This is a genomic window from Leclercia sp. UBA1284, assembly GCF_002308415.1.
Taxonomy (GTDB): Bacteria; Pseudomonadota; Gammaproteobacteria; order Enterobacterales; family Enterobacteriaceae; genus Enterobacter; species Enterobacter pneumoniae.
In genome coordinates this window covers 564144-582351 of the sequence record NZ_DBUS01000007.1, presented here as the reverse complement: position 1 = coordinate 582351, position 18208 = coordinate 564144, and the positions used below count along the sequence as shown (strand labels likewise).

General features: G+C 55.4%; 16 protein-coding genes. 10 read left to right on the top strand and 6 right to left on the bottom strand.

The window, feature by feature from the left end:
* The first annotated feature begins 33 nt into the window (after window positions 1-33).
* Complete coding sequence (gene rluF / locus B3511_RS17510; protein WP_046885554.1) at window positions 34-903, top strand: 23S rRNA pseudouridine(2604) synthase RluF; 870 nt, start codon at window positions 34-36, stop codon at window positions 901-903.
* On the opposite strand, the gene B3511_RS17505 is transcribed toward rluF, so the two are convergent.
* From B3511_RS17505 to rtcR, 3 genes are all read right to left on the bottom strand, one after another.
* Window positions 904-1176, bottom strand: a complete 273-nt coding sequence (locus B3511_RS17505) for a DUF3811 domain-containing protein (RefSeq protein ID WP_040077645.1) — start codon at window positions 1174-1176, stop codon at window positions 904-906. It lies immediately after the preceding gene.
* Window positions 1177-1225: 49 nt separating this feature from the next.
* Window positions 1226-2170, bottom strand: coding sequence for a ketopantoate/pantoate/pantothenate transporter PanS (gene panS / locus B3511_RS17500; RefSeq protein ID WP_263617148.1), 945 nt, complete (start codon window positions 2168-2170; stop codon window positions 1226-1228).
* A gap of 111 nt (window positions 2171-2281) precedes the next feature.
* On the bottom strand, window positions 2282-3856 hold the full coding sequence (rtcR, locus tag B3511_RS17495; RefSeq protein WP_286783938.1) for an RNA repair transcriptional activator RtcR: 1575 nt from the start codon (window positions 3854-3856) through the stop codon (window positions 2282-2284).
* Between the two features lie 438 nt (window positions 3857-4294).
* On the opposite strand from rtcR, the gene B3511_RS17490 reads away from it, so the two are divergent.
* The 3 genes from B3511_RS17490 to B3511_RS17480 are packed head-to-tail and all read left to right on the top strand — an operon-like array spanning window position 4295 to window position 7446.
* Window positions 4295-5422, top strand: coding sequence for a slipin family protein (locus B3511_RS17490; RefSeq protein ID WP_286783937.1), 1128 nt, complete (start codon window positions 4295-4297; stop codon window positions 5420-5422).
* Between the two features lie 4 nt (window positions 5423-5426).
* Window positions 5427-6653 (top strand): RtcB family protein, encoded by a 1227-nt coding sequence (locus B3511_RS17485; RefSeq protein WP_286783936.1) that lies wholly within the window; start codon window positions 5427-5429, stop codon window positions 6651-6653.
* 4 nt (window positions 6654-6657) lie between these two features.
* A complete protein-coding gene (locus B3511_RS17480; protein ID WP_286783935.1) occupies window positions 6658-7446 on the top strand; it encodes a nucleotidyltransferase domain-containing protein in 789 nt (262 codons plus the stop codon).
* A 35-nt stretch (window positions 7447-7481) separates the two neighbouring features.
* Here the strand turns inward: B3511_RS17480 and lysC are convergent, their stop codons facing one another.
* Entirely contained in the window at window positions 7482-8831 is a 1350-nt protein-coding gene (gene lysC, locus B3511_RS17475) for a lysine-sensitive aspartokinase 3 (RefSeq protein ID WP_212478554.1), read from the bottom strand.
* A gap of 374 nt (window positions 8832-9205) precedes the next feature.
* Between lysC and pgi the strand changes: the two genes are divergently transcribed.
* The 6 genes from pgi (at window position 9206) to psiE (ending at window position 15615) form a co-directional block, all read left to right on the top strand.
* A complete protein-coding gene (gene pgi / locus B3511_RS17470; protein ID WP_286783934.1) occupies window positions 9206-10855 on the top strand; it encodes a glucose-6-phosphate isomerase in 1650 nt (549 codons plus the stop codon).
* A gap of 364 nt (window positions 10856-11219) precedes the next feature.
* Window positions 11220-11462 carry an exopolysaccharide production protein YjbE gene (gene yjbE / locus B3511_RS17465; protein ID WP_040077635.1) on the top strand — a complete coding sequence of 81 codons (243 nt, stop codon included), beginning with the start codon at window positions 11220-11222 and terminating at the stop codon, window positions 11460-11462.
* A 63-nt stretch (window positions 11463-11525) separates the two neighbouring features.
* Window positions 11526-12164, top strand: a complete 639-nt coding sequence (locus tag B3511_RS17460; RefSeq protein ID WP_040077634.1) for a YjbF family lipoprotein — start codon at window positions 11526-11528, stop codon at window positions 12162-12164.
* On the top strand, window positions 12161-12898 hold the full coding sequence (locus B3511_RS17455; protein WP_233803270.1) for a capsule biosynthesis GfcC D2 domain-containing protein: 738 nt from the start codon (window positions 12161-12163) through the stop codon (window positions 12896-12898). Before B3511_RS17460 ends, B3511_RS17455 begins: the two co-directional genes overlap by 4 nt.
* A complete protein-coding gene (locus B3511_RS17450) occupies window positions 12898-14994 on the top strand; it encodes a YjbH domain-containing protein (RefSeq protein ID WP_286783933.1) in 2097 nt (698 codons plus the stop codon). The genes B3511_RS17455 and B3511_RS17450 overlap by 1 nt, the downstream gene beginning before the upstream one ends.
* Window positions 14995-15204: 210 nt before the next feature.
* Complete coding sequence (psiE, locus tag B3511_RS17445; RefSeq protein ID WP_040077630.1) at window positions 15205-15615, top strand: phosphate-starvation-inducible protein PsiE; 411 nt, start codon at window positions 15205-15207, stop codon at window positions 15613-15615.
* Window positions 15616-15701: 86 nt separating this feature from the next.
* Here psiE and malG read toward each other — a convergent pair whose 3' ends face one another.
* Both malG and malF read right to left on the bottom strand, forming a co-directional pair.
* Complete coding sequence (gene malG / locus B3511_RS17440) at window positions 15702-16592, bottom strand: maltose ABC transporter permease MalG (protein WP_040078625.1); 891 nt, start codon at window positions 16590-16592, stop codon at window positions 15702-15704.
* Between the two features lie 14 nt (window positions 16593-16606).
* The gene (gene malF / locus B3511_RS17435; protein WP_233803266.1) at window positions 16607-18151 is read right to left on the bottom strand and encodes a maltose ABC transporter permease MalF; all 1545 of its coding nucleotides are present in this window, start codon (window positions 18149-18151) and stop codon (window positions 16607-16609) included.
* Window positions 18152-18208: the final 57 nt, after the last annotated feature.

Here is an 18208-nt window from a genome sequence, read left to right as displayed (position 1 = left end):
GTAAGGTATATTTCGCCCTTCACAGGAGAAACTATGCTGCCAGAACAATCAACCCGATTAAATAAATACATTAGCGAGAGCGGAATTTGCTCACGTCGCGAAGCAGACCGTTACATCGAACAGGGTAACGTGTTTATCAACGGCAAACGCGCCACCATTGGCGACCAGGTTACGCCCGGCGACGTGGTGAAAGTAAATGGTCAACTCATCGAGCCGCGTGATGCAGAAGACCTGGTATTTATCGCGTTGAACAAACCGGTTGGCATCGTTAGCACCACCGAAGATGGCGAGCGCGATAACATCGTTGATTTCGTCAACCACAGCACCCGCATCTTCCCGATTGGCCGCCTGGATAAAGACTCTCAGGGGCTGATTTTCCTCACCAACCATGGCGATCTGGTTAACAAAATTCTGCGTGCCGGTAACGATCACGAGAAAGAGTACATTGTGACGGTGAACAAAGCGGTCACCGATGAATTTATCCAGGGCATGGGCGCAGGCGTGCCGATTTTGGGCACCGTCACGAAGAAATGTAAGGTGAAGAAAGAGGGGCCATTCTCGTTCCGTATTACGCTGGTGCAGGGACTAAACCGCCAGATCCGTCGTATGTGCGAGCATTTCGGCTATGAAGTCACAAAGCTCGAACGCACGCGCATTATGAACGTCAGCCTGTCCGGTATTCCGCTGGGCGAGTGGCGCGACCTGACCGGCGACGAGCTGATTGAGCTGTTCAGGCTGATCGAAAACTCCTCTTCTGAAGCGAAGCCAAAGGCGAAAGCAAAACCGAAAACGCAGGCGATTAAGCGCCCGGTCGTGAAGGCGCCGCCTGCTGAAGAAAAAGGGCGGGGCAAGCCCGCGGGGAAACGCTTTACCCAGCCGGGCCGTAAAAAGAAAGGGCGCTAATTAGCGCCTTCCACGGGTTGATGTACTGGCTGACCAGGAGAAGGTCGCCTCTGCATCCGGTTTATAAGCCTGCTCTTTTTTCAGCTTGCGGGCTTTCTTCGCCGCGGCTTCACGCTGCGCCATCAGTTTATCGATGTACTCTTTTTTAACCTGATTGGTTTCGGCGTTCGTTAGCGTACGGCCATGCGCGATACGGGCGCGATCGAGTAGCGTTTTGAGTTCGCGCTGCTCGGCTTCTGTCATCTCTTTCTGGGTCAAACGGGGTGTCGCCATTGCGAAGCCTCCTGAAGGGGAGGCTTCAGTGTAAAGCAAGTGTCGCCAATTAACCCTGCTTTACCGCATCTTTTTTCGGTTGTTCATCAATCGCTTTACCGGACCAGTAGCCCGCCAGCAGAGAGCCGGACAGGTTGTGCCAGACGGAGAACAGCGCGCCCGGCAATGCCGCCAGCGGTGAAAAGTAGATCTTGCCAAGCGCCGCCGCCAGGCCGGAGTTCTGCATCCCCACTTCAATGGCCAGCGTGCGGCAGGTGGATTCATCAAAGCCAAAGAGCTTACCGCCCCAGTAGCCACTCAGCAGCCCGATAATGTTGTGCAGCACCACCGCAATAATAACGACAAAGCCGACGGAGGCGATATGTGCAGCCGAGCCGGCCACCACGGCGCTGATAATGGCCAGAATACAGACCATCGAAAAGGCGGGCAGATACGGCTCAACCGCCTTTACCATGCGCGGGAAAAGATGGTGAATAACCAGACCCAGCGCAATAGGGATCACCACGATTTGCAGGATGCTGAGCAGCATTCCCATCACATCCACCTGAATATGCGCATCAACGTACAGGCGGGTTAACAGCGGGGTGGCGATCACGCCCACCAGGGTCGACACCGAAGAGATAGTCACCGAAAGTGCGACATCCCCTTTCGCCAGATAGATCATTACGTTAGAGGCGGTTCCGCTGGCAACGCTGCCCACCAGTACCATGCCGGCAGAGAGGTCAGGCGGCATTTTAAACGCCATCGCCAGCAGCCAGGCGGCGAGCGGCATGATCAGGTAGTGCAGGAAAGTGCCCGCCGCGACCGGTGCCGGGCGCGACAGCACGCGCTTAAAGTCGTCGATTTTTAAATGGACGCCCATGCCGAACATAATCAGCATCAGCAGGGTTGTGATCCAGGGGCCAATGGCGGTGAAATGGGTGGGCGTGTAATACGCGAGTACAGAGAGCAGCAGTGCCCATAGCGGGAACAGCCTGGTGATAACGGCTAACATAGGTTTTCCTTGCGATTGTGTTGTGTTGTTTCTTTATAAAAAAAGCCGGGTTCGAGCCCGGCCATAGGTATTGTTTATCCTGCTAATGAATTTTATTCAAACAAATTCTCTTCATGATCCCGCGCGGAGGCTCTCCCAGCTCAGCCCAAAGCGGGCCAGGTATTTACGTAACCTGTCGGCATCGTTTGGATTGGCCTTTTTTAATCGCGAAACAGCAAAAAGCTCACGGCCCGCCTCGGAGAGTGAAGCACTGCGCCGACACACCTCCAGCACCGTCTCCAACTGACGCTGCTCGAAGAGATCGATCTCAGGCAGTGGCGTTGTCGACGCTGTTTGCCAGCTGGCCTGCAGGCGCTCAATTTCCTCTTCTACCAGCACCAGGGTAATGCGTCCCTGTTCGGCAAGGGTCGCCATGCGCGCTATCGATGCGCTCAGTTCGCGGAAATTACCGCGCCACAGCGCGGAGGGAGAACTGGCGAAGCGCAGATAGCGCTCGCGCGCGTCTTTATCAAATCGTACCTGCGCCTGCGCTTCGGTCGAAAAAAGGTGCAGTTCGTACTCTACGTTCGGCGCAATATCCTCCCGGCGCTGTGCCAGCCCCGGCAGCGCGAAGCTCCACATATTGATACGGGCGTAGAGATCTTCGCGAAAACGACCTTCCGCCACCCACTGGCGCAGATCCCGGTGCGTGCCCGCGATCAGCTGAAAATCACTCTGCACCTCTTTATCCGAGCCAAACGGCAAAAAGGTCTTCTCTTCAATGGCCTTTAACAGCATGGCCTGTTCGTCGAGGCCCAGTTCCGCAATCTCATCTAAGAACAGCACGCCGCCGTCGGCCTCGCGTAATAGCCCCGCTCGGGCCGTCTGCGCGCCGGTAAAGGCCCCTTTCACATGGCCGAACAACGTTGACATGGCGTTGTCGCCGCGCAGCGTGGCGCAGTTCACCGCGACTAATCTGCCAGAGACCCGATGGCGCGCCTGTTTAAGCTGATAAATGCGGTTGGCGAGAAACGACTTGCCAGCCCCCGTCGGGCCTGTCAGCAGTAGAGGCGCCGTAGAACGCAGCGCAACGCGCTCAATCTGATCGATAAGGGCGTTAAAAGTGGCATTGCGGGTGTCGATTCCGGCTTTCAGGAACGAAACGGACTGCTGCTGCTCGCGCTGAAAGCGGCTGGTTAAGGTCGTATACCGGCTCAAATCCAGGTCGATGATTGAGTAACTGCCCGCGGCGATGGCCTCTTCCGGCGCGCCTCTGGCGGCCGGACCGGTTTGCAACAGGCTGGCAGGGAGATAGCGCGCTTCGGTCAGCAAAAACCAGCAAATCTGCGCCACGTGCGTCCCGGTGGTGATGTGCACCAGGTACTCTTCATTATCCGTATCGAAGGGGTAGTGGGTCGCAAAGTCGAGAAACGCGGCGTACACCTCTTCAAAATCCCAGGGGTCTTTTATGATGACCGGGCAAGGGCGAACCTCGGTATGGGGTGAAAGAAGGGCGATATCTTCTGCGATCTGCTGAGCCATGCTCTGATCGTGCGGCTGGTGAATGAGCTCCAGCCTGTCGACAGGAAAGTCTGGCTGCTGACACAGCCCGACGGTAGGCCGCCATTTGCGAAAGCGGTTTGCCCGTTTTCCACGTTTATCCATCACCGTGCCGAGCACGCCAATCACTACCCGCCGTTTCTTCATGTTTATCCCAAAAGATAAAAGTCGATATCAAAAGATAAAAATTATCTGCAGATTATGCAATGTCAAAATAGAAGATAAAAAATAAATATCCATTAATTCAAACACATAAAAATTTATTCGCCATTTTCCTTTTGTTGGCACGCTTATGGCAATAACTCCTCTGTCAGCACGTTGAGCACGCAGGGGGTTAAGGCCCCGCCGGCGCACCAGGAACGGCGAACACTGTTTTCCCGGGGCGTTCCGTCAACCAATGACACCCAGGGGTTCGATTCCCCATTCATTTCCCCAATGAAAACTGGTTGTGACTCATAAATGGTAAAGAGGGGCGGTGTTTAGCCCCAAAGAAGGTGGCCGGTAACGGTGCCGGATCGCAGGCAAGAGGGATCTCCCCTGCGATTTCGCTCCTGCACCCGCCCCTGATTTTAAAAGGAAAATAAAATGATAAAAAAAATTACGGTACGCAAAGGTCAACTGGCGCTGCTGGCGAAGCGTGGCGATTACTACAAGGTACTGGAGGCGGGTGAATACCGCCTGCCATGGTTCAACACGCCGGACGTATTAGTGGTTAGCCGCGATGGCAGTGAAGTCCCGGCAGCCCTCGCCGACTATTTACGCCGCTTCCAGCCAGCCTGGGTAGACACATACTGCCTGGTCGTGGAATTAACAGATAATGAAGTCGGGGTGTTGTACAGGAATGGCGTTATTGAGGAGGTGATCCCTCCCGCCTCCCGACGTCTGTTCTGGCAGGACGATGACGCGCTGAAGCTGGTGCAGTTCGACACGCGCCAGGTTCAGGTGCCCGACGACGTGATGGCTGCCGTATTGCAGCCCCGTCGTAACGGCGCGGTGAAAGGGCGCGACGCGATACAGGTGGTTCAGGTGCCCGCCTGGCACGTGGGGGTATTAAAAATCGATGGTGAAACCCAGCCGTTGTTAATGCCGGGCATGAGCGCCTGGTGGAAAGTGAATCATCTGGTCGAGGCGGAGGTAGTCGATACCCGTTTGCAGGTGCTGGAAGTGGCGGGGCAGGAGATCCTGACGAAGGATAAAGTGAACCTGCGCCTCAATCTTGCGGCGAACTGGCGTTATCGCGATGTGTTGCAGGCATTTGGCCAGCTTACCCGTCCGCTTGATCATCTGTACCGCGAATTGCAGTTTGCTCTGCGCGAAGCGGTAGGTACCCGTACGCTGGACGAACTGCTCGAAGATAAGCAGGTCATCGACGAGGTGGTGAGCAAGCAGGTTGATGCCCGAATGGCACCCTTTGGGATCGATATCGCCTCTTTAGGGGTGAAAGACATTGTCTTACCGGGGGATATGAAAACCATCCTCTCCCGCCTGGTTGAGGCTGAAAAATCGGCGCAGGCTAACGTCATCCGCCGACGCGAAGAGACCGCCGCCACCCGTTCGCTGTTAAATACGGCGAAAGTGATGGAAAACAACCCGGTCGCTCTGCGCTTAAAAGAGCTGGAAACGCTGGAAAGAGTGGCAGAACGCATCGATAAAATCTCGGTGTTTGGTGGCCTGGATCAAGTCCTGCACGGATTAGTGAATCTAAAGGGGTAGTGCAATGCAGCATCACGAATTTCAACTTTTGACGGCGCAGAACAGTGCGCCGGTAAAAATGTGGACCCATGGGGTTCCGGTCGAGCCCGAGGCGCAAGAGCAACTGCTGAACACCGCAAGAATGCCCTTTATCTTTAAACATCTGGCGGTGATGCCGGATGTGCATCTCGGTAAAGGGTCGACCATTGGCAGCGTCATTCCGACCAAAGGGGCCATTATTCCGGCGGCGGTGGGCGTCGATATCGGCTGTGGGATGATCGCCGTGCGCACCTCGCTGGTGGCCAGCGATCTGCCAGATAACCTCAGCGGATTGCGTAGCGCCATTGAGCGGGCGGTGCCGCACGGACGGACCAACACCCGTTCTCGTCGCGATAAAGGGGCCTGGGAAACGCCTCCTGCGGAAGTGGATACCCACTGGGCCGGGCTGGCGCCGCGCTTCAAACGGCTGACGGATAAATACCCTCAGTTGCTGAAAACTAACCATTATCAGCATCTGGGTACGCTGGGCACCGGTAACCACTTTATTGAAGTGTGCCTCGATGAACAGCAGCGAGTATGGGTGATGCTGCACAGCGGTTCGCGCGGCGTAGGAAATGCGATTGGCAACCTGTTTATCACCCTGGCCCAGAAAGATATGCAGCAACATCTCGCGCATTTGCCGGATAAAAACCTGGCGTATTTCCAGGAGGGGAGCCGCCACTATAACGACTACATCGAAGCCGTGGAGTGGGCGCAGGATTTTGCGCGTCATAACCGCGAAGTGATGATGTCCCGGGTACTGAGCGCACTGTCACACATAATCGCCAAACCCTTTATGACTCAGCAAGAGGCGGTCAATTGCCACCATAACTACGTGCAGAAAGAGCACCATTTTGGCGAAGAAGTGCTGGTTACGCGTAAAGGGGCGGTGTCGGCGCAAAAGGGGCAGTTGGGGATTATCCCCGGTTCAATGGGGGCGAAGAGCTTTATCGTGCGCGGGTTGGGCAATGAAGAGAGTTTTTGCTCCTGCAGCCACGGGGCCGGACGTGTAATGAGCCGGACGGCGGCGAAAAAACGGTTCACCGTGGCGGATCATATCCGCGCCACCGCCCACGTGGAGTGCCGAAAAGACAGCGAGGTGATCGATGAGATCCCCATGGCATATAAAGACATCGAAGCCGTGATGGCGGCGCAATCGTCCCTGGTCGAAGTGGTCCATACCTTGCGTCAGGTGGTCTGTGTAAAAGGATAAAAAGATGGCAAATAACGGAGTCGATGCCGCCATGCGTGACCGCGTGCGGCAGCAGCTAGAAGAGGTCGAACAGCGCTTTAACGTGAAGGTGCTTTACGCCTGCGAATCGGGCAGCCGGGGCTGGGGCTTTGCCTCACCGGATAGCGACTACGACGTACGCTTTCTCTATGTGCATCAACCTGAATGGTACCTGCGCGTTGAGCCGCAGCGCGATGTGATAGAGCTGCCGATAGATTACGAACTGGATGTTTGCGGCTGGGAATGGCGCAAAGCGCTGGGCTTGCTCAAGGCGGCGAACCCCACCTTAATCGAGTGGCTCGATTCACCGGTGGTCTATCAGCAGAACGACGCGGTATTAGCGGAGCTGCGAGCATTAGTCCCGCAGTGGTTTTCTCCGGTGCGGGCACGCTGGCACTACTACTCAATGGCACGGAAAAACTTCCGCGGCTATTTGCAGGGGGATGAGGTTCGGCTTAAGAAGTACTTTTACGTTCTGCGTCCGCTGTTAGCGGTGCGCTGGGTCGAAGCGGGCAGAGGGGTGCCGCCGATGCGATTTGCCGAGCTGTTGGCAGGAAGCGAGCTGGAGCCGCCGCTACGCCAGGAAATAGATGAACTCCTGGCCATCAAACAGCGCGCCGGTGAAGCGCAGTACGGCCCCCGACGGCCGCTTCTGCACGCGTTTTTGCAGCAAGAGCTGGCGCGGGGTGAGGTGCCGCCTGCGCTGCCTGATGGCCGTGAAGGCGACATAAAAACGCTGGATGCCCTGTTGATGAAAACAGTGCTGGCGAGCTAAAAAAAGCCCGGTTGCGATGGCACCGGGCTTTTTTATTATTCGAACAGGTTCTGGTGCAGCTTCTGCACGACCTGCTCCGCTTCGGCACCCGGTACCAGGAAACAGAGGTTATAGCTGGAAGCGCCATAGCAAATCATGCGGATATTAAACGGATCCAATACCCCGAAGACCTCTTTGCCCACGCCACAGGCGCGAGAGAGCTGGTTACCGATAATTGCCACCAGCGCCAGGTTCTCTTCGACCTCGACGCGGCACAGCGAAGAGAGCTCCATCAGCAGCGACTGAGTCAGCAGCGTATCGCCGGTAGAGGTTGAGCCGGTGGTATCCAGCGTCAGGGCGATGCTTACCTCAGAAGTGGTGATCAAATCTACCGAGATATTATGGCGCGCCAGGATACCAAACACTTCTGCCAGAAAACCGCGGGAATGCAGCATATTCAGGCTGTGCAGGGTCACCAGGGTTTGCTTGCGACGCAGGGCCAGCGCGCGGAACAGCGGTGGGTTTTCGGTGTTTTTACACACCAGGGTTCCGCCGGCTTTTGGATCTTTACTTGAACCCACAAAGACCGGAATATCGCTGCGAACGGCCGGCAACAGCGTCGCCGGGTGCAGAACTTTCGCCCCAAAGGTGGCCATCTCTGCCGCCTCTTCGAAGGCGATAACATCAATACGTTTTGCTGCCGGTACTACGCGAGGATCGGTGGTGTAAATGCCTGGTACGTCGGTCCAGATATCGACGCGAGACGCGTGCAGCGCTTCGCCCAGCAGTGCGGCGGTGTAGTCGCTGCCACCACGGCCCAGGGTGGTGGTACGGCCTTTCGCTTCGCTACCAATAAAGCCCTGAGTAATGACCATGCCTTCCGCCAGGCGCGGGGCCAGCTGTTGCGCGGTAAGCTCTGCCAGCGCGGCAATGTCGGGTTCGGCGCGGCCAAAACGGTCGTTGGTGCGCATCACTTTACGCACATCAAACCACTGGGCCTGAACCTGACGTTCACGCAGAATTTCGACAAACAGCAGGGTGGACATCAACTCACCGTGGCTGACCAGCTCGTCGGTGAGCGCGGTAGAGGTCGCCAGCGAGGCGGCTTCTGCCAGGGTGGTGATGTTCTCAAGCAGACGTTCGATCTCCTCGCGAATCACGTTTGGATTCTGCATATGCTCAAGAATATCGAACTGAATTTTGCGCAAGGCGTCGAGTTTAACGAAGCGTTCAGTCGCTTCCAGTCCTTCTGACAGCGCAACCAGCAGATTCGTCACGCCAGCGGATGCAGAGAGCACCACCAGGCGAGTATTCGGATCGGCCAGCACCACATCGGCGCTGCGGTTCATGGCTTCATAATCAGCCACACTGGTGCCGCCAAATTTAGCGACCACAAAACTCGTCATAACAACCTCGTGTCAGGGAATGAATAAAGCGACCGTGGCACAAGATTGAAACAAAAACAGGTGCAGCCGCAGATTACGGCCCTATAAATAAAATGCGGGGGAAGTCCTGTCAATGCTGGGATTATGCGGATTTTTCATGGGGGGGTACCCCTCAGTAACAGGACTTATAACAGGCCATTATTTTATCCTTCGTTTTTGCCCTTTCTGGACAACAATCCACCGCGTCAGGGAGAGAGTACAGCAGCTATACTTTCCGGGTCTTTTCACATGCGTTTGATGCAGACCAGGGCAATGGCATAAAAACCATCACAATTTCTGTTCGCAGGCGCTACAATCGACCGCAGTCACAATTCTCAATTCAGAAGAGTATTGCTATGAAAAACATCAATCCAACGCAGACTTCATCCTGGCAGGCTTTACAAAAGCACTTTGACGAAATGAAAGACGTTTCGATCGCGGACCTCTTCGCAAAAGACGCAGATCGTTTCAGTAAGTTCTCCGCGACCTTTGACGATCAGATGCTGGTGGACTTCTCTAAAAACCGTATCACTGAAGAGACGCTGGCCAAACTGCTGGACCTGGCGAAAGAGATCGATCTGGCCGGGGCGATCAAGTCCATGTTCTCTGGCGAGAAGATCAACCGCACCGAAGACCGTGCCGTGCTGCACGTGGCTCTGCGTAACCGTAGCAATACACCTATCATCGTTGACGGCAAAGATGTGATGCCGGAAGTGAACGCGGTGCTGGAAAAAATGAAAACCTTCTCAGAAGCCATTATTTCGGGTGACTGGAAAGGCTATACCGGTAAAGCGATCACCGACGTGGTGAACATCGGTATCGGCGGCTCCGACCTGGGTCCGTTCATGGTGACCGAAGCGCTGCGCCCTTACAAAAATCATCTGAATATGCACTTCGTTTCTAACGTCGATGGCACTCATATCGCGGAAGTGTTGAAGAAAGTGAACCCGGAAACCACGCTGTTCCTGGTGGCATCTAAAACCTTCACCACCCAAGAGACCATGACCAACGCCCACAGCGCGCGTGACTGGTTCCTGAAAACCGCGGGCGACAACAAACACGTGGCGAAACACTTCGCGGCGCTCTCTACCAATGGTAAAGCGGTTGGCGAATTCGGTATCGATACGGCCAACATGTTCGAGTTCTGGGACTGGGTGGGCGGCCGTTACTCCCTGTGGTCCGCCATTGGCCTGTCGATCATCCTCTCCGTAGGCTTCGACAACTTTGTTGAACTGCTCTCCGGCGCACACGCGATGGATAAACACTTCTCCACGACGCCTGCCGAGAAAAACCTGCCGGTGCTGCTGGCGCTGATCGGGATCTGGTACAACAACTTCTTCGGTGCGGAAACAGAAGCCATCCTGCCGTACGACCAGTACATGCACCGCTTTGCGGCCTACTTCCAGCAGGGCAACATGGAATCCAACGGTAAGTACGTTGACCGTAATGGCAACGCGGTGGATTACCAGACCGGCCCAATTATTTGGGGTGAACCGGGCACCAATGGTCAACACGCCTTCTATCAGCTGATTCACCAGGGCACCAAAATGGTACCGTGCGATTTCATCGCCCCGGCTATCACCCATAATGCCCTGTCTGACCACCACCAGAAGCTGCTGTCTAACTTCTTCGCCCAGACCGAAGCGCTGGCGTTTGGTAAAGCGCGTGAAGTGGTAGAGCAGGAGTACCGCGACCAGGGTAAAGATCCGGCTCAGCTGGACCACGTGGTGCCGTTTAAAGTGTTCGAAGGCAACCGCCCAACCAACTCCATCCTGCTGCGCGAAATCACTCCATTCAGCCTGGGGGCGTTGATTGCGCTGTATGAGCACAAGATCTTCACCCAGGGTGCGATCCTGAATATCTTCACCTTTGACCAGTGGGGCGTAGAGCTGGGCAAACAGCTGGCTAACCGCATCCTGCCTGAGCTGAGTGATGATAAAGATATCGCCAGCCACGATAGTTCAACCAACGGTCTGATTAACCGTTATAAAGCGTGGCGCGCGTAATAAATGAGTCATAAATGATGCCGGCGCCATGCCGGCATTTTTTTATCGGACTATTCTTGTTGTCCGTTACCTTACGCAAATTTCTATTATAAGTTTTATCTGAAAAGGCCAAATAGCCCAATAGTTATCAGGGTCTATTTTAGGAGTATACGCAGAACCCATCTCTCGCTGTATATTTTAATTAATTGAAATTAATGGTTTTTTAATTCATTAAATAGACTTTTTATTTCCCTGCATCCAATTATCTGAAAACCTTTCTGTTATTTCCCGCTGCGTCAATCCGTCTGCTTTAGTTGTGTATACTCGATCCCGCCTGAATTTCTTTTCAGGTAAATCTCCATTCATTCATTGAAGGGAAATTGATATGAAGAAAGTACTTTATGGCATTTTTGCCATATCTGCGCTTGCGGCAACGTCTGCCTGGGCAGCACCGGTTCAGGTCGGTGAAGCGGCGGGTTCGGCTGCGACGTCTGCGTCTGCGGGGAGTTCTACCGCAACCGCGACCAGCACCGTAGGCTCGGCCGTGGGTGTCGCGCTGGCGGCAACCGGTGGCGGTGATGGTTCCAATACCGGAACCACGACCACAACCACAACAAGCACCCAGTAATACCGGGTGTATTAACTCTAACCACACTTCGGTGTGGTTATTTCGCCCCTTCGGAGAAGAGTCGTGAAGCGACCTGCAATCATCCTGATTTGCCTGCTTTTACAGGCCTGCTCAGCCACCACTAAAGGGCTGGGCAACTCACTGTGGGAGAGTCTGTTCGGAACGCCGGGTGTACACCTGACCGATGACGATATCCAGAACATGCCCTACGCCAGCCAATACATGCAGTTAAACGATGGCCCGCAACTGTTTGTGGTACTCGCTTTCGATGAAAACGGGCAGCAGAAATGGGTGACGCAGGATCAGGCCACCATTGTTACGCAGCATGGCCGCATAGTGAAAACACTGCTCGGCGGCGACAATCTGCTGGAGGTGAATAACCTCGCGGATGACCCGCTTATCAAGCCCAATCAAATTACCGACGGCGCAAGCTGGACGCGGACGATGGGCTGGACCGAACACAAACAGGTGCGCTATGCCACTGCACGGTCGGTCTTTCGCTGGGATGGCAGCGACAGCGTAAAAGTCGGCAGCGACGAGACTCGCGTTCGCGTGCTGGATGAAGCCGTCACGACCGATCAGGCCAGCTGGCATAACCGTTACTGGGTGGACGACGAAGGGCAGATACGCCAGTCGTTGCAGTACCTGGGCGCCGATTTCTTCCCGGTGAAAGCGACCCTGATTAAGGCAGCGAAACAATGAACATCAAACTCTGCGTTGCGCTGTTAATGTGCCTGAGTGCGCCGCTGGCGTGGTCGGCGGGCACGGTTAAGGTCTATATCGCCGACAGCAAAGAACCCAAAACCTTATCCAATGCGGAACACCTCCTCGATCTGGTTGGACAGCCTCGTCTGGCAAACAGCTGGTGGCCGGGAGCCGTAATCAGTGAGCGTCAGGCCACGGTGCGTGCAGAGCAGCAGCACAAGGCGTTGCTGGCAAGGCTGACCGGGCTTGCTGGCCAGGCCTCTGGCGACGATACGGCGGCAATCAACGCCGTGCGCCAGCAGCTGGAGCAGATTGCCGTGACCGGACGTCAGCGGATAAATCTCGATCCTGATGAAGTGCGCATAGCGGAAAACGGCAATCCGACGCTGCTGGGGGAGTACAGCCTGTGGATCCCCGCCAAACCCGGCACCGTGACGGTGATGGGGCTGGTCAGCAGCCCGGGCAAAAAGCCGTTTACGCCGGGGCGTGATGTGGCGAGCTATCTCGACGAGCAGAGCCTGTTAGCGGGTGCTGAGAAGAGCTATGCGTGGGTCGTTTATCCGGATGGCCGTACGCAGAACGTCCCGGTGGCCTACTGGAACAAGCGTCATGTGGAGCCCATGCCGGGCAGCGTGATTTTTGTCGGCTTTGCCGATCACTTCTGGACGAAGGCGTATGACGGTCTCAATACCGACATCCTTCACTCCCTGACGCATCGGATACCGGATTGATGAAAAAAACTTATCTCTACAGCGCCCTGGCGCTGTGTGTGAGCGCCGCCTGCCACGCAGAAACGTATCCGGCCCCGATCGGGCCGTCGCAGTCGGACTTTGGTGGTGTGGGGCTACTGCAAACGCCTACCGCCCGCATGGCGCGGGAAGGGGAGATCAGCCTTAACTATCGCGATAACGATCAGTATCGTTACTACTCCGCCTCGGTACAGCTTTTCCCGTGGCTGGAAACCACCCTGCGCTATACCGACGTTCGCACCAAAAAATACAGCAGCGTAGAGTCTTTCTCTGGCAATCAGACTTACAAAGATAAAGCCTTCGACGTAAAACTGCGCCTGTGGGAAGAGAGCTACTGGATGCCGCAGGTCTCCGTCGGCGCGCGCGATATCGGCGGTACAGGTTTGTTCGATGCCGAGTACCTGGTGGCCAGTAAAGCCTGGGGCCCGTTTGATTTCAGCCTCGGCCTGGGCTGGGGATATCTCGGCACCAGCGGTAACGTCAGTAACCCGTTCTGTTCATACAGCGACAAATATTGCTACCGTGACAACAGCTATAAAAAGGCCGGTTCGGTCAATGGCGATCAGATGTTCCACGGCCCCGCTTCACTGTTTGGCGGCGTAGAGTATCAGACGCCCTGGCAGCCGCTACGCCTGAAGCTGGAGTATGAAGGGAATAACTACAGCGAAGATTTTGCCGGCAAGCTGGAACAGAAGAGCAAGTTTAACGTTGGCGCCATTTATCGCGTAACCGACTGGGCCGACGTGAACCTCAGCTATGAGCGGGGCAATACCCTGATGTTTGGCGTGACCCTGCGCACTAACTTCAATGATATGCGACCGTCATACAACGATAACGCCCGGCCGAAATACCAGCCGGAGCCGCAGGATGCCATCCTCCAGCATACGGTTGTTGCCAACCAGCTCACGCTGTTGAAATACAACGCCGGCCTCGCGGATGCGAAGATCCAGGTGAAGGGCGATACCCTGTACGTGACCGGCGAGCAGGTGAAATACCGCGATTCAGGAGAAGGGATCGAACGCGCCAACCGGATCATCATGAACGATCTTCCCGACGGGATCCGCACGATCCGCGTAACTGAAAACAGACTTAACCTGCCTCAGGTGACCACTGAAACGGATGTGGCAAGCCTGCAGCGCCATCTGGCGGGAGAGCCACTGGGACACGAGACCGAACTGGTTCAAAAACGGGTGGAGCCGATAGTGCCAGAGCGCACCGAGCAGGGCTGGTATATTGATAAACCGCGCTTCGATTTCCATATCGATCCGGTGCTAAACCAGTCCGTCGGTGGGCCAGAAAACTTCTATATGTACCAGTTGGGGGTGATGGCCACGGCGGATCTGTGGGTGACGGATCACCTCCTGACCACCGGGAGTCTGTTTGGCAACCTGGCGAATAACTACGACAAGTTCAACTACACCAACCCGCCAAGCGATTCGAAGCTGCCGCGCGTGCGTACACATGTACGTGACTATGTGCAAAACAACGCGTACGTGAACAACCTGCAGGCCAACTATTTCCAGTACTTTGGCAACGGCTTCTACGGCCAGGTGTACGGAGGCTATCTGGAGACCATGTATGGCGGCGCGGGGGCCGAAGTGCTTTACCGTCCTGTCGACAGCAACTGGGCGTTCGGTCTGGATGCCAACTACGTGAAACAGCGTGACTGGCGCAGCGCGCAGGACATGATGAAGTTCACCGATTACAGCGTGAAAACGGGCCATCTCACCGCCTACTGGACGCCGTCCTTTGCTCAGGATGTGCTGGTGAAAGCGAGCGTTGGACAGTATCTGGCGGGGGATAAAGGCGGCACGCTGGATATCTCGAAACACTTCGACAGCGGCGTGGTTGTCGGTGGCTATGCGACCCTCACCAACGTGTCGCCGGATGAGTACGGGGAAGGGGACTTCACCAAAGGGGTGTATGTCTCTATTCCACTGGATCTCTTCTCATCGGGCCCGACCCGCAGCCGCGCGGCCATTGGCTGGACGCCGCTGACCCGCGACGGGGGGCAACAGCTTGGACGTAAGTTCCAGCTGTACGATATGACCAGCGATAAGAGTATTAACTTCCGCTGAGGCTCCTCGCCCTAACCCTCTCCTCAGTGGCGAGGGTTCGGTTTTCTCCCTCTCCCTGAGGGAGAGGGCCGGGGTGAGGGCATGGTTTTCCTCTCTCCCTGAGGGAGAGGGTAACAAACTCCGAATCGAGTAAAACATAAACAAAAAATATAGATCCCCGTCACATTTTTGCGTTATACAGGAACCTCGTCCTGGAGAATGAGGTGCTGTATGACATCCCTGACCCGCCCGCGCGTTGAGTTCATCTCAACCATCCTCCAGACCGTGCTGAACCTCGGTCTGCTGAGCCTTGGTCTGATTCTGGTCGTCTTTCTCGGCAAAGAGACGCTGCATCTGGCCGATGTCCTGTTTGCCCCTGAACAAACCAGCAAATACGAGTTGGTCGAAGGGCTGGTGGTCTACTTTCTCTACTTTGAATTTATCGCCCTGATCGTGAAGTACTTCCAGTCTGGCTTTCACTTTCCGCTGCGTTACTTTGTCTACATTGGCATTACGGCGATTGTGCGGTTGATTATCGTTGATCATACCTCGCCGCTCGACGTGCTGATCTACTCGGCCGCCATTCTGCTGCTGGTGATCACCCTCTGGCTGTGCAATTCCAAACGCCTGAAGCGGGAATAAAAAAAAGGCGCTCCGAAGAGCGCCAACAACAGTCACAGTGAATTTAAGGCAATTTGAGGGATAACAGTGGCATAGAACAATGAAACTTAACCTTTCACTCCGCCTGCGGTCAGGCCGTTAACCAGCCAGCGTTGAGCCAGCAGGAATACAACGGTGATCGGAATGGCAGAGAGCACAGCGGCGGCGGCAAAGTCGCCCCACAGGTAGTTTTGTGGGTTCAGGTATTGCTGCATCCCAACCGCCAGCGTATAGCTGTTTACATCACGCAGTAGCAGAGACGCGACCGGCACTTCGGTGATGGCCGCAATGAACGACAGAATAAACACCACTGCCAGAATCGGCACCGACAGCGGCAGCAGCACCAGACGGAATGCCTGCCAAGGGGTTGCGCCATCGAGCGACGCCGCCTCTTCCAGCGAGTTGTCGATGGTTTCGAAATAGCCCTTAATCGTCCAGACATGCAGCGCAATCCCGCCCAGATAGGCGAAGATCACGCCGCCGTGGGTATTGAGGCCGATAAAGGGCACATACTGACCCAGACGGTCAAACAAGGCATATAACGCTACCAGCGACAGTACCGCCGGGAACATCTGGAAAATAAGCATCCCTTTCAGCAGCGTGGCTTTCCCCGGGAAGCGCATACGGGCAAAGGCATAGGCGCAGGTGGTGGAAAGGGTCACGATGCCGATGGCCGTAATGGTGGCCACCTTCACCGAGTTCCACAGCCATAACAGCACCGGGAACGGCGGCGGCGTCACGCGGCCATCTGCATGTTCAACGCTGAAGCCCAGCGCCAGCTTCCAGTGCTCCCAGGAGATCTGTTCCGGGATGAGACTGCCGGTGGCAAAGTTCCCTGAACGCAGCGAAATAGCGATAACCATCAGCAGCGGGAACATGATCGCCGCGATAAAAATCAGCAGCCCCAGGTGGGTAATCAGTAAACGTAACTTTTGCGATTTGGGTTGGACCATAGCCATATTCATTACCCTCCTTAGTCAAACTTCATGCGGGTTGCTTTCAGGTTCACGATAGCCAGCGCGCCCACCAGCAGGAAGATCAGCGTGGCAATCGCTGCCGCCAGACCAAAGTCCTGGCCACCGCCGCCCTCAAAGGCGATACGGTAGGTATAACTCACCAGCAGGTCGGTATAGCCTGCCGGGGTGGTGGTGCCCAGGCGATCCGGGCCGCCGTTGGTTAACAGCTGGATCAGCACGAAGTTGTTAAAGTTAAAGGCGAAGCTGGCGATCATCAGCGGCGTGAGCGGCTTAATCAGTAGCGGCAGCGTAATTTTGAAGAAGTTCTGGAACGGGGTTGCACCGTCCATCGCCGAGGCTTCGTACAGATCGTCCGGAATCGCCTTCAGCAGCCCCATGCACAGAATCATCATGTACGGATAGCCAAGCCAGGTATTGACGATAACAATCATGGTACGGGCGGTGGTCGGGTCGCTGAACCAGGCCGGTTTGATGCCAAACAGCGCGCTCAGCATCATGTTGATCTCACCAAAGCTCTGGTTAAACAGCCCTTTGAATATCAGAATCGAGATAAACGAGGGCACAGCGTAGGGCAGAATGAGCAGCACCCGGTAAATCGCTTTACCTTTGAGCGACTCCCACTGCACCAGACAGGCCAGCACCATGCCGACGGCCACGGTCAGGATCACCGTCAGTACCGAGAAGACTACCGTCCAGATGAAGATCGCGAAGAACGGTTTCTGGATACCTTCATCAGTAAAGACGCGGGTAAAGTTGTCCCAGCCGATGGTCACGGTATAGCCCGGGCTGAGCTTCTCATCACCCCAGGTGCCGTCGGCGTTTACCGCCTGATAAAAACCGACATCGTTATTCGGACGGTACTTCACGCCGCTCTGGTTGTTGGTCAGGGTACCGTCATCGGCCAGGGTATACAGCGGCCGGGTGCCGGAGAATTGGCGCAGCGAGCTCATGGTCACTTTGCTCTCATCCGGCAGCATGGCGGTGAGCTGGGTCAGCGCCTGACGATTTTGGGTAATGACACGCAGATTCGCGCGTTCGCCTTCCGGCAGGGCCGCGGCCTCTTTCAGAGTCAGCTTTTGTTCACCGCCAAATTTAAAGGCATCAGAAACAAAGACCTTTTGGCTTTCCTGGTCAGTAAGCGCTAACTTCCATTGGTCACCGTCAGGATACAAGCCAAAATTAAAGCTTTTACCCGCCTGGTATGAGCGATCCATCAGCACCTGCTGGGCGCGCTCTTGCGCAAGCTGGTTGGTGCTACTGTAGTTAGTAAACGCGATCGCGATAGTACAGATTAACGGGAACAGGACAAACAGACCCATCCCGGCCACGCCCGGATAGACATAACGCCACGCGTAGGCTTTTCGATTTGCGAAGATATAGAGGCCAACCGCGCTCAAAATCAGCGTCATGCCGGCAAACAGGTACTCCCCCTGGGCGTACATCAAAACAACAAGGTAACCCACCAGCAGGGCAAGCAGACCAATCACTGACCATTTCAGCGTGTCGCTTTGCCACCAGTGTTTCTTTTTAATGACATCCATGGGGTTCTTCCTCAACAGCGTTTTATCTTTTCTTCCTCTCCTGCGAGAGAGGGCCGG

Excerpts from the sequence above, each read along its gene's own strand:
- B3511_RS17480 (WP_286783935.1), top strand. The coding sequence starts at position 6,658 with ATGGCAAATAACGGAGTCGATGCCGCCATGCGTGACCGCGTGCGGCAG.
- lysC (WP_212478554.1), bottom strand. The coding sequence starts at position 8,831 with ATGACGAGTTTTGTGGTCGCTAAATTTGGCGGCACCAGTGTGGCTGAT.
- B3511_RS17450 (WP_286783933.1), top strand. The coding sequence starts at position 12,898 with ATGAAAAAAACTTATCTCTACAGCGCCCTGGCGCTGTGTGTGAGCGCC.
- malF (WP_233803266.1), bottom strand. The coding sequence starts at position 18,151 with ATGGATGTCATTAAAAAGAAACACTGGTGGCAAAGCGACACGCTGAAA.
- rtcR (WP_286783938.1), bottom strand. The coding sequence starts at position 3,856 with ATGAAGAAACGGCGGGTAGTGATTGGCGTGCTCGGCACGGTGATGGAT.
- pgi (WP_286783934.1), top strand. The coding sequence starts at position 9,206 with ATGAAAAACATCAATCCAACGCAGACTTCATCCTGGCAGGCTTTACAA.
- rluF (WP_046885554.1), top strand. The coding sequence starts at position 34 with ATGCTGCCAGAACAATCAACCCGATTAAATAAATACATTAGCGAGAGC.
- B3511_RS17505 (WP_040077645.1), bottom strand. The coding sequence starts at position 1,176 with ATGGCGACACCCCGTTTGACCCAGAAAGAGATGACAGAAGCCGAGCAG.
- B3511_RS17485 (WP_286783936.1), top strand. The coding sequence starts at position 5,427 with ATGCAGCATCACGAATTTCAACTTTTGACGGCGCAGAACAGTGCGCCG.
- yjbE (WP_040077635.1), top strand. The coding sequence starts at position 11,220 with ATGAAGAAAGTACTTTATGGCATTTTTGCCATATCTGCGCTTGCGGCA.
- malG (WP_040078625.1), bottom strand. The coding sequence starts at position 16,592 with ATGGCTATGGTCCAACCCAAATCGCAAAAGTTACGTTTACTGATTACC.
- B3511_RS17455 (WP_233803270.1), top strand. The coding sequence starts at position 12,161 with ATGAACATCAAACTCTGCGTTGCGCTGTTAATGTGCCTGAGTGCGCCG.
- B3511_RS17490 (WP_286783937.1), top strand. The coding sequence starts at position 4,295 with ATGATAAAAAAAATTACGGTACGCAAAGGTCAACTGGCGCTGCTGGCG.
- psiE (WP_040077630.1), top strand. The coding sequence starts at position 15,205 with ATGACATCCCTGACCCGCCCGCGCGTTGAGTTCATCTCAACCATCCTC.
- panS (WP_263617148.1), bottom strand. The coding sequence starts at position 2,170 with ATGTTAGCCGTTATCACCAGGCTGTTCCCGCTATGGGCACTGCTGCTC.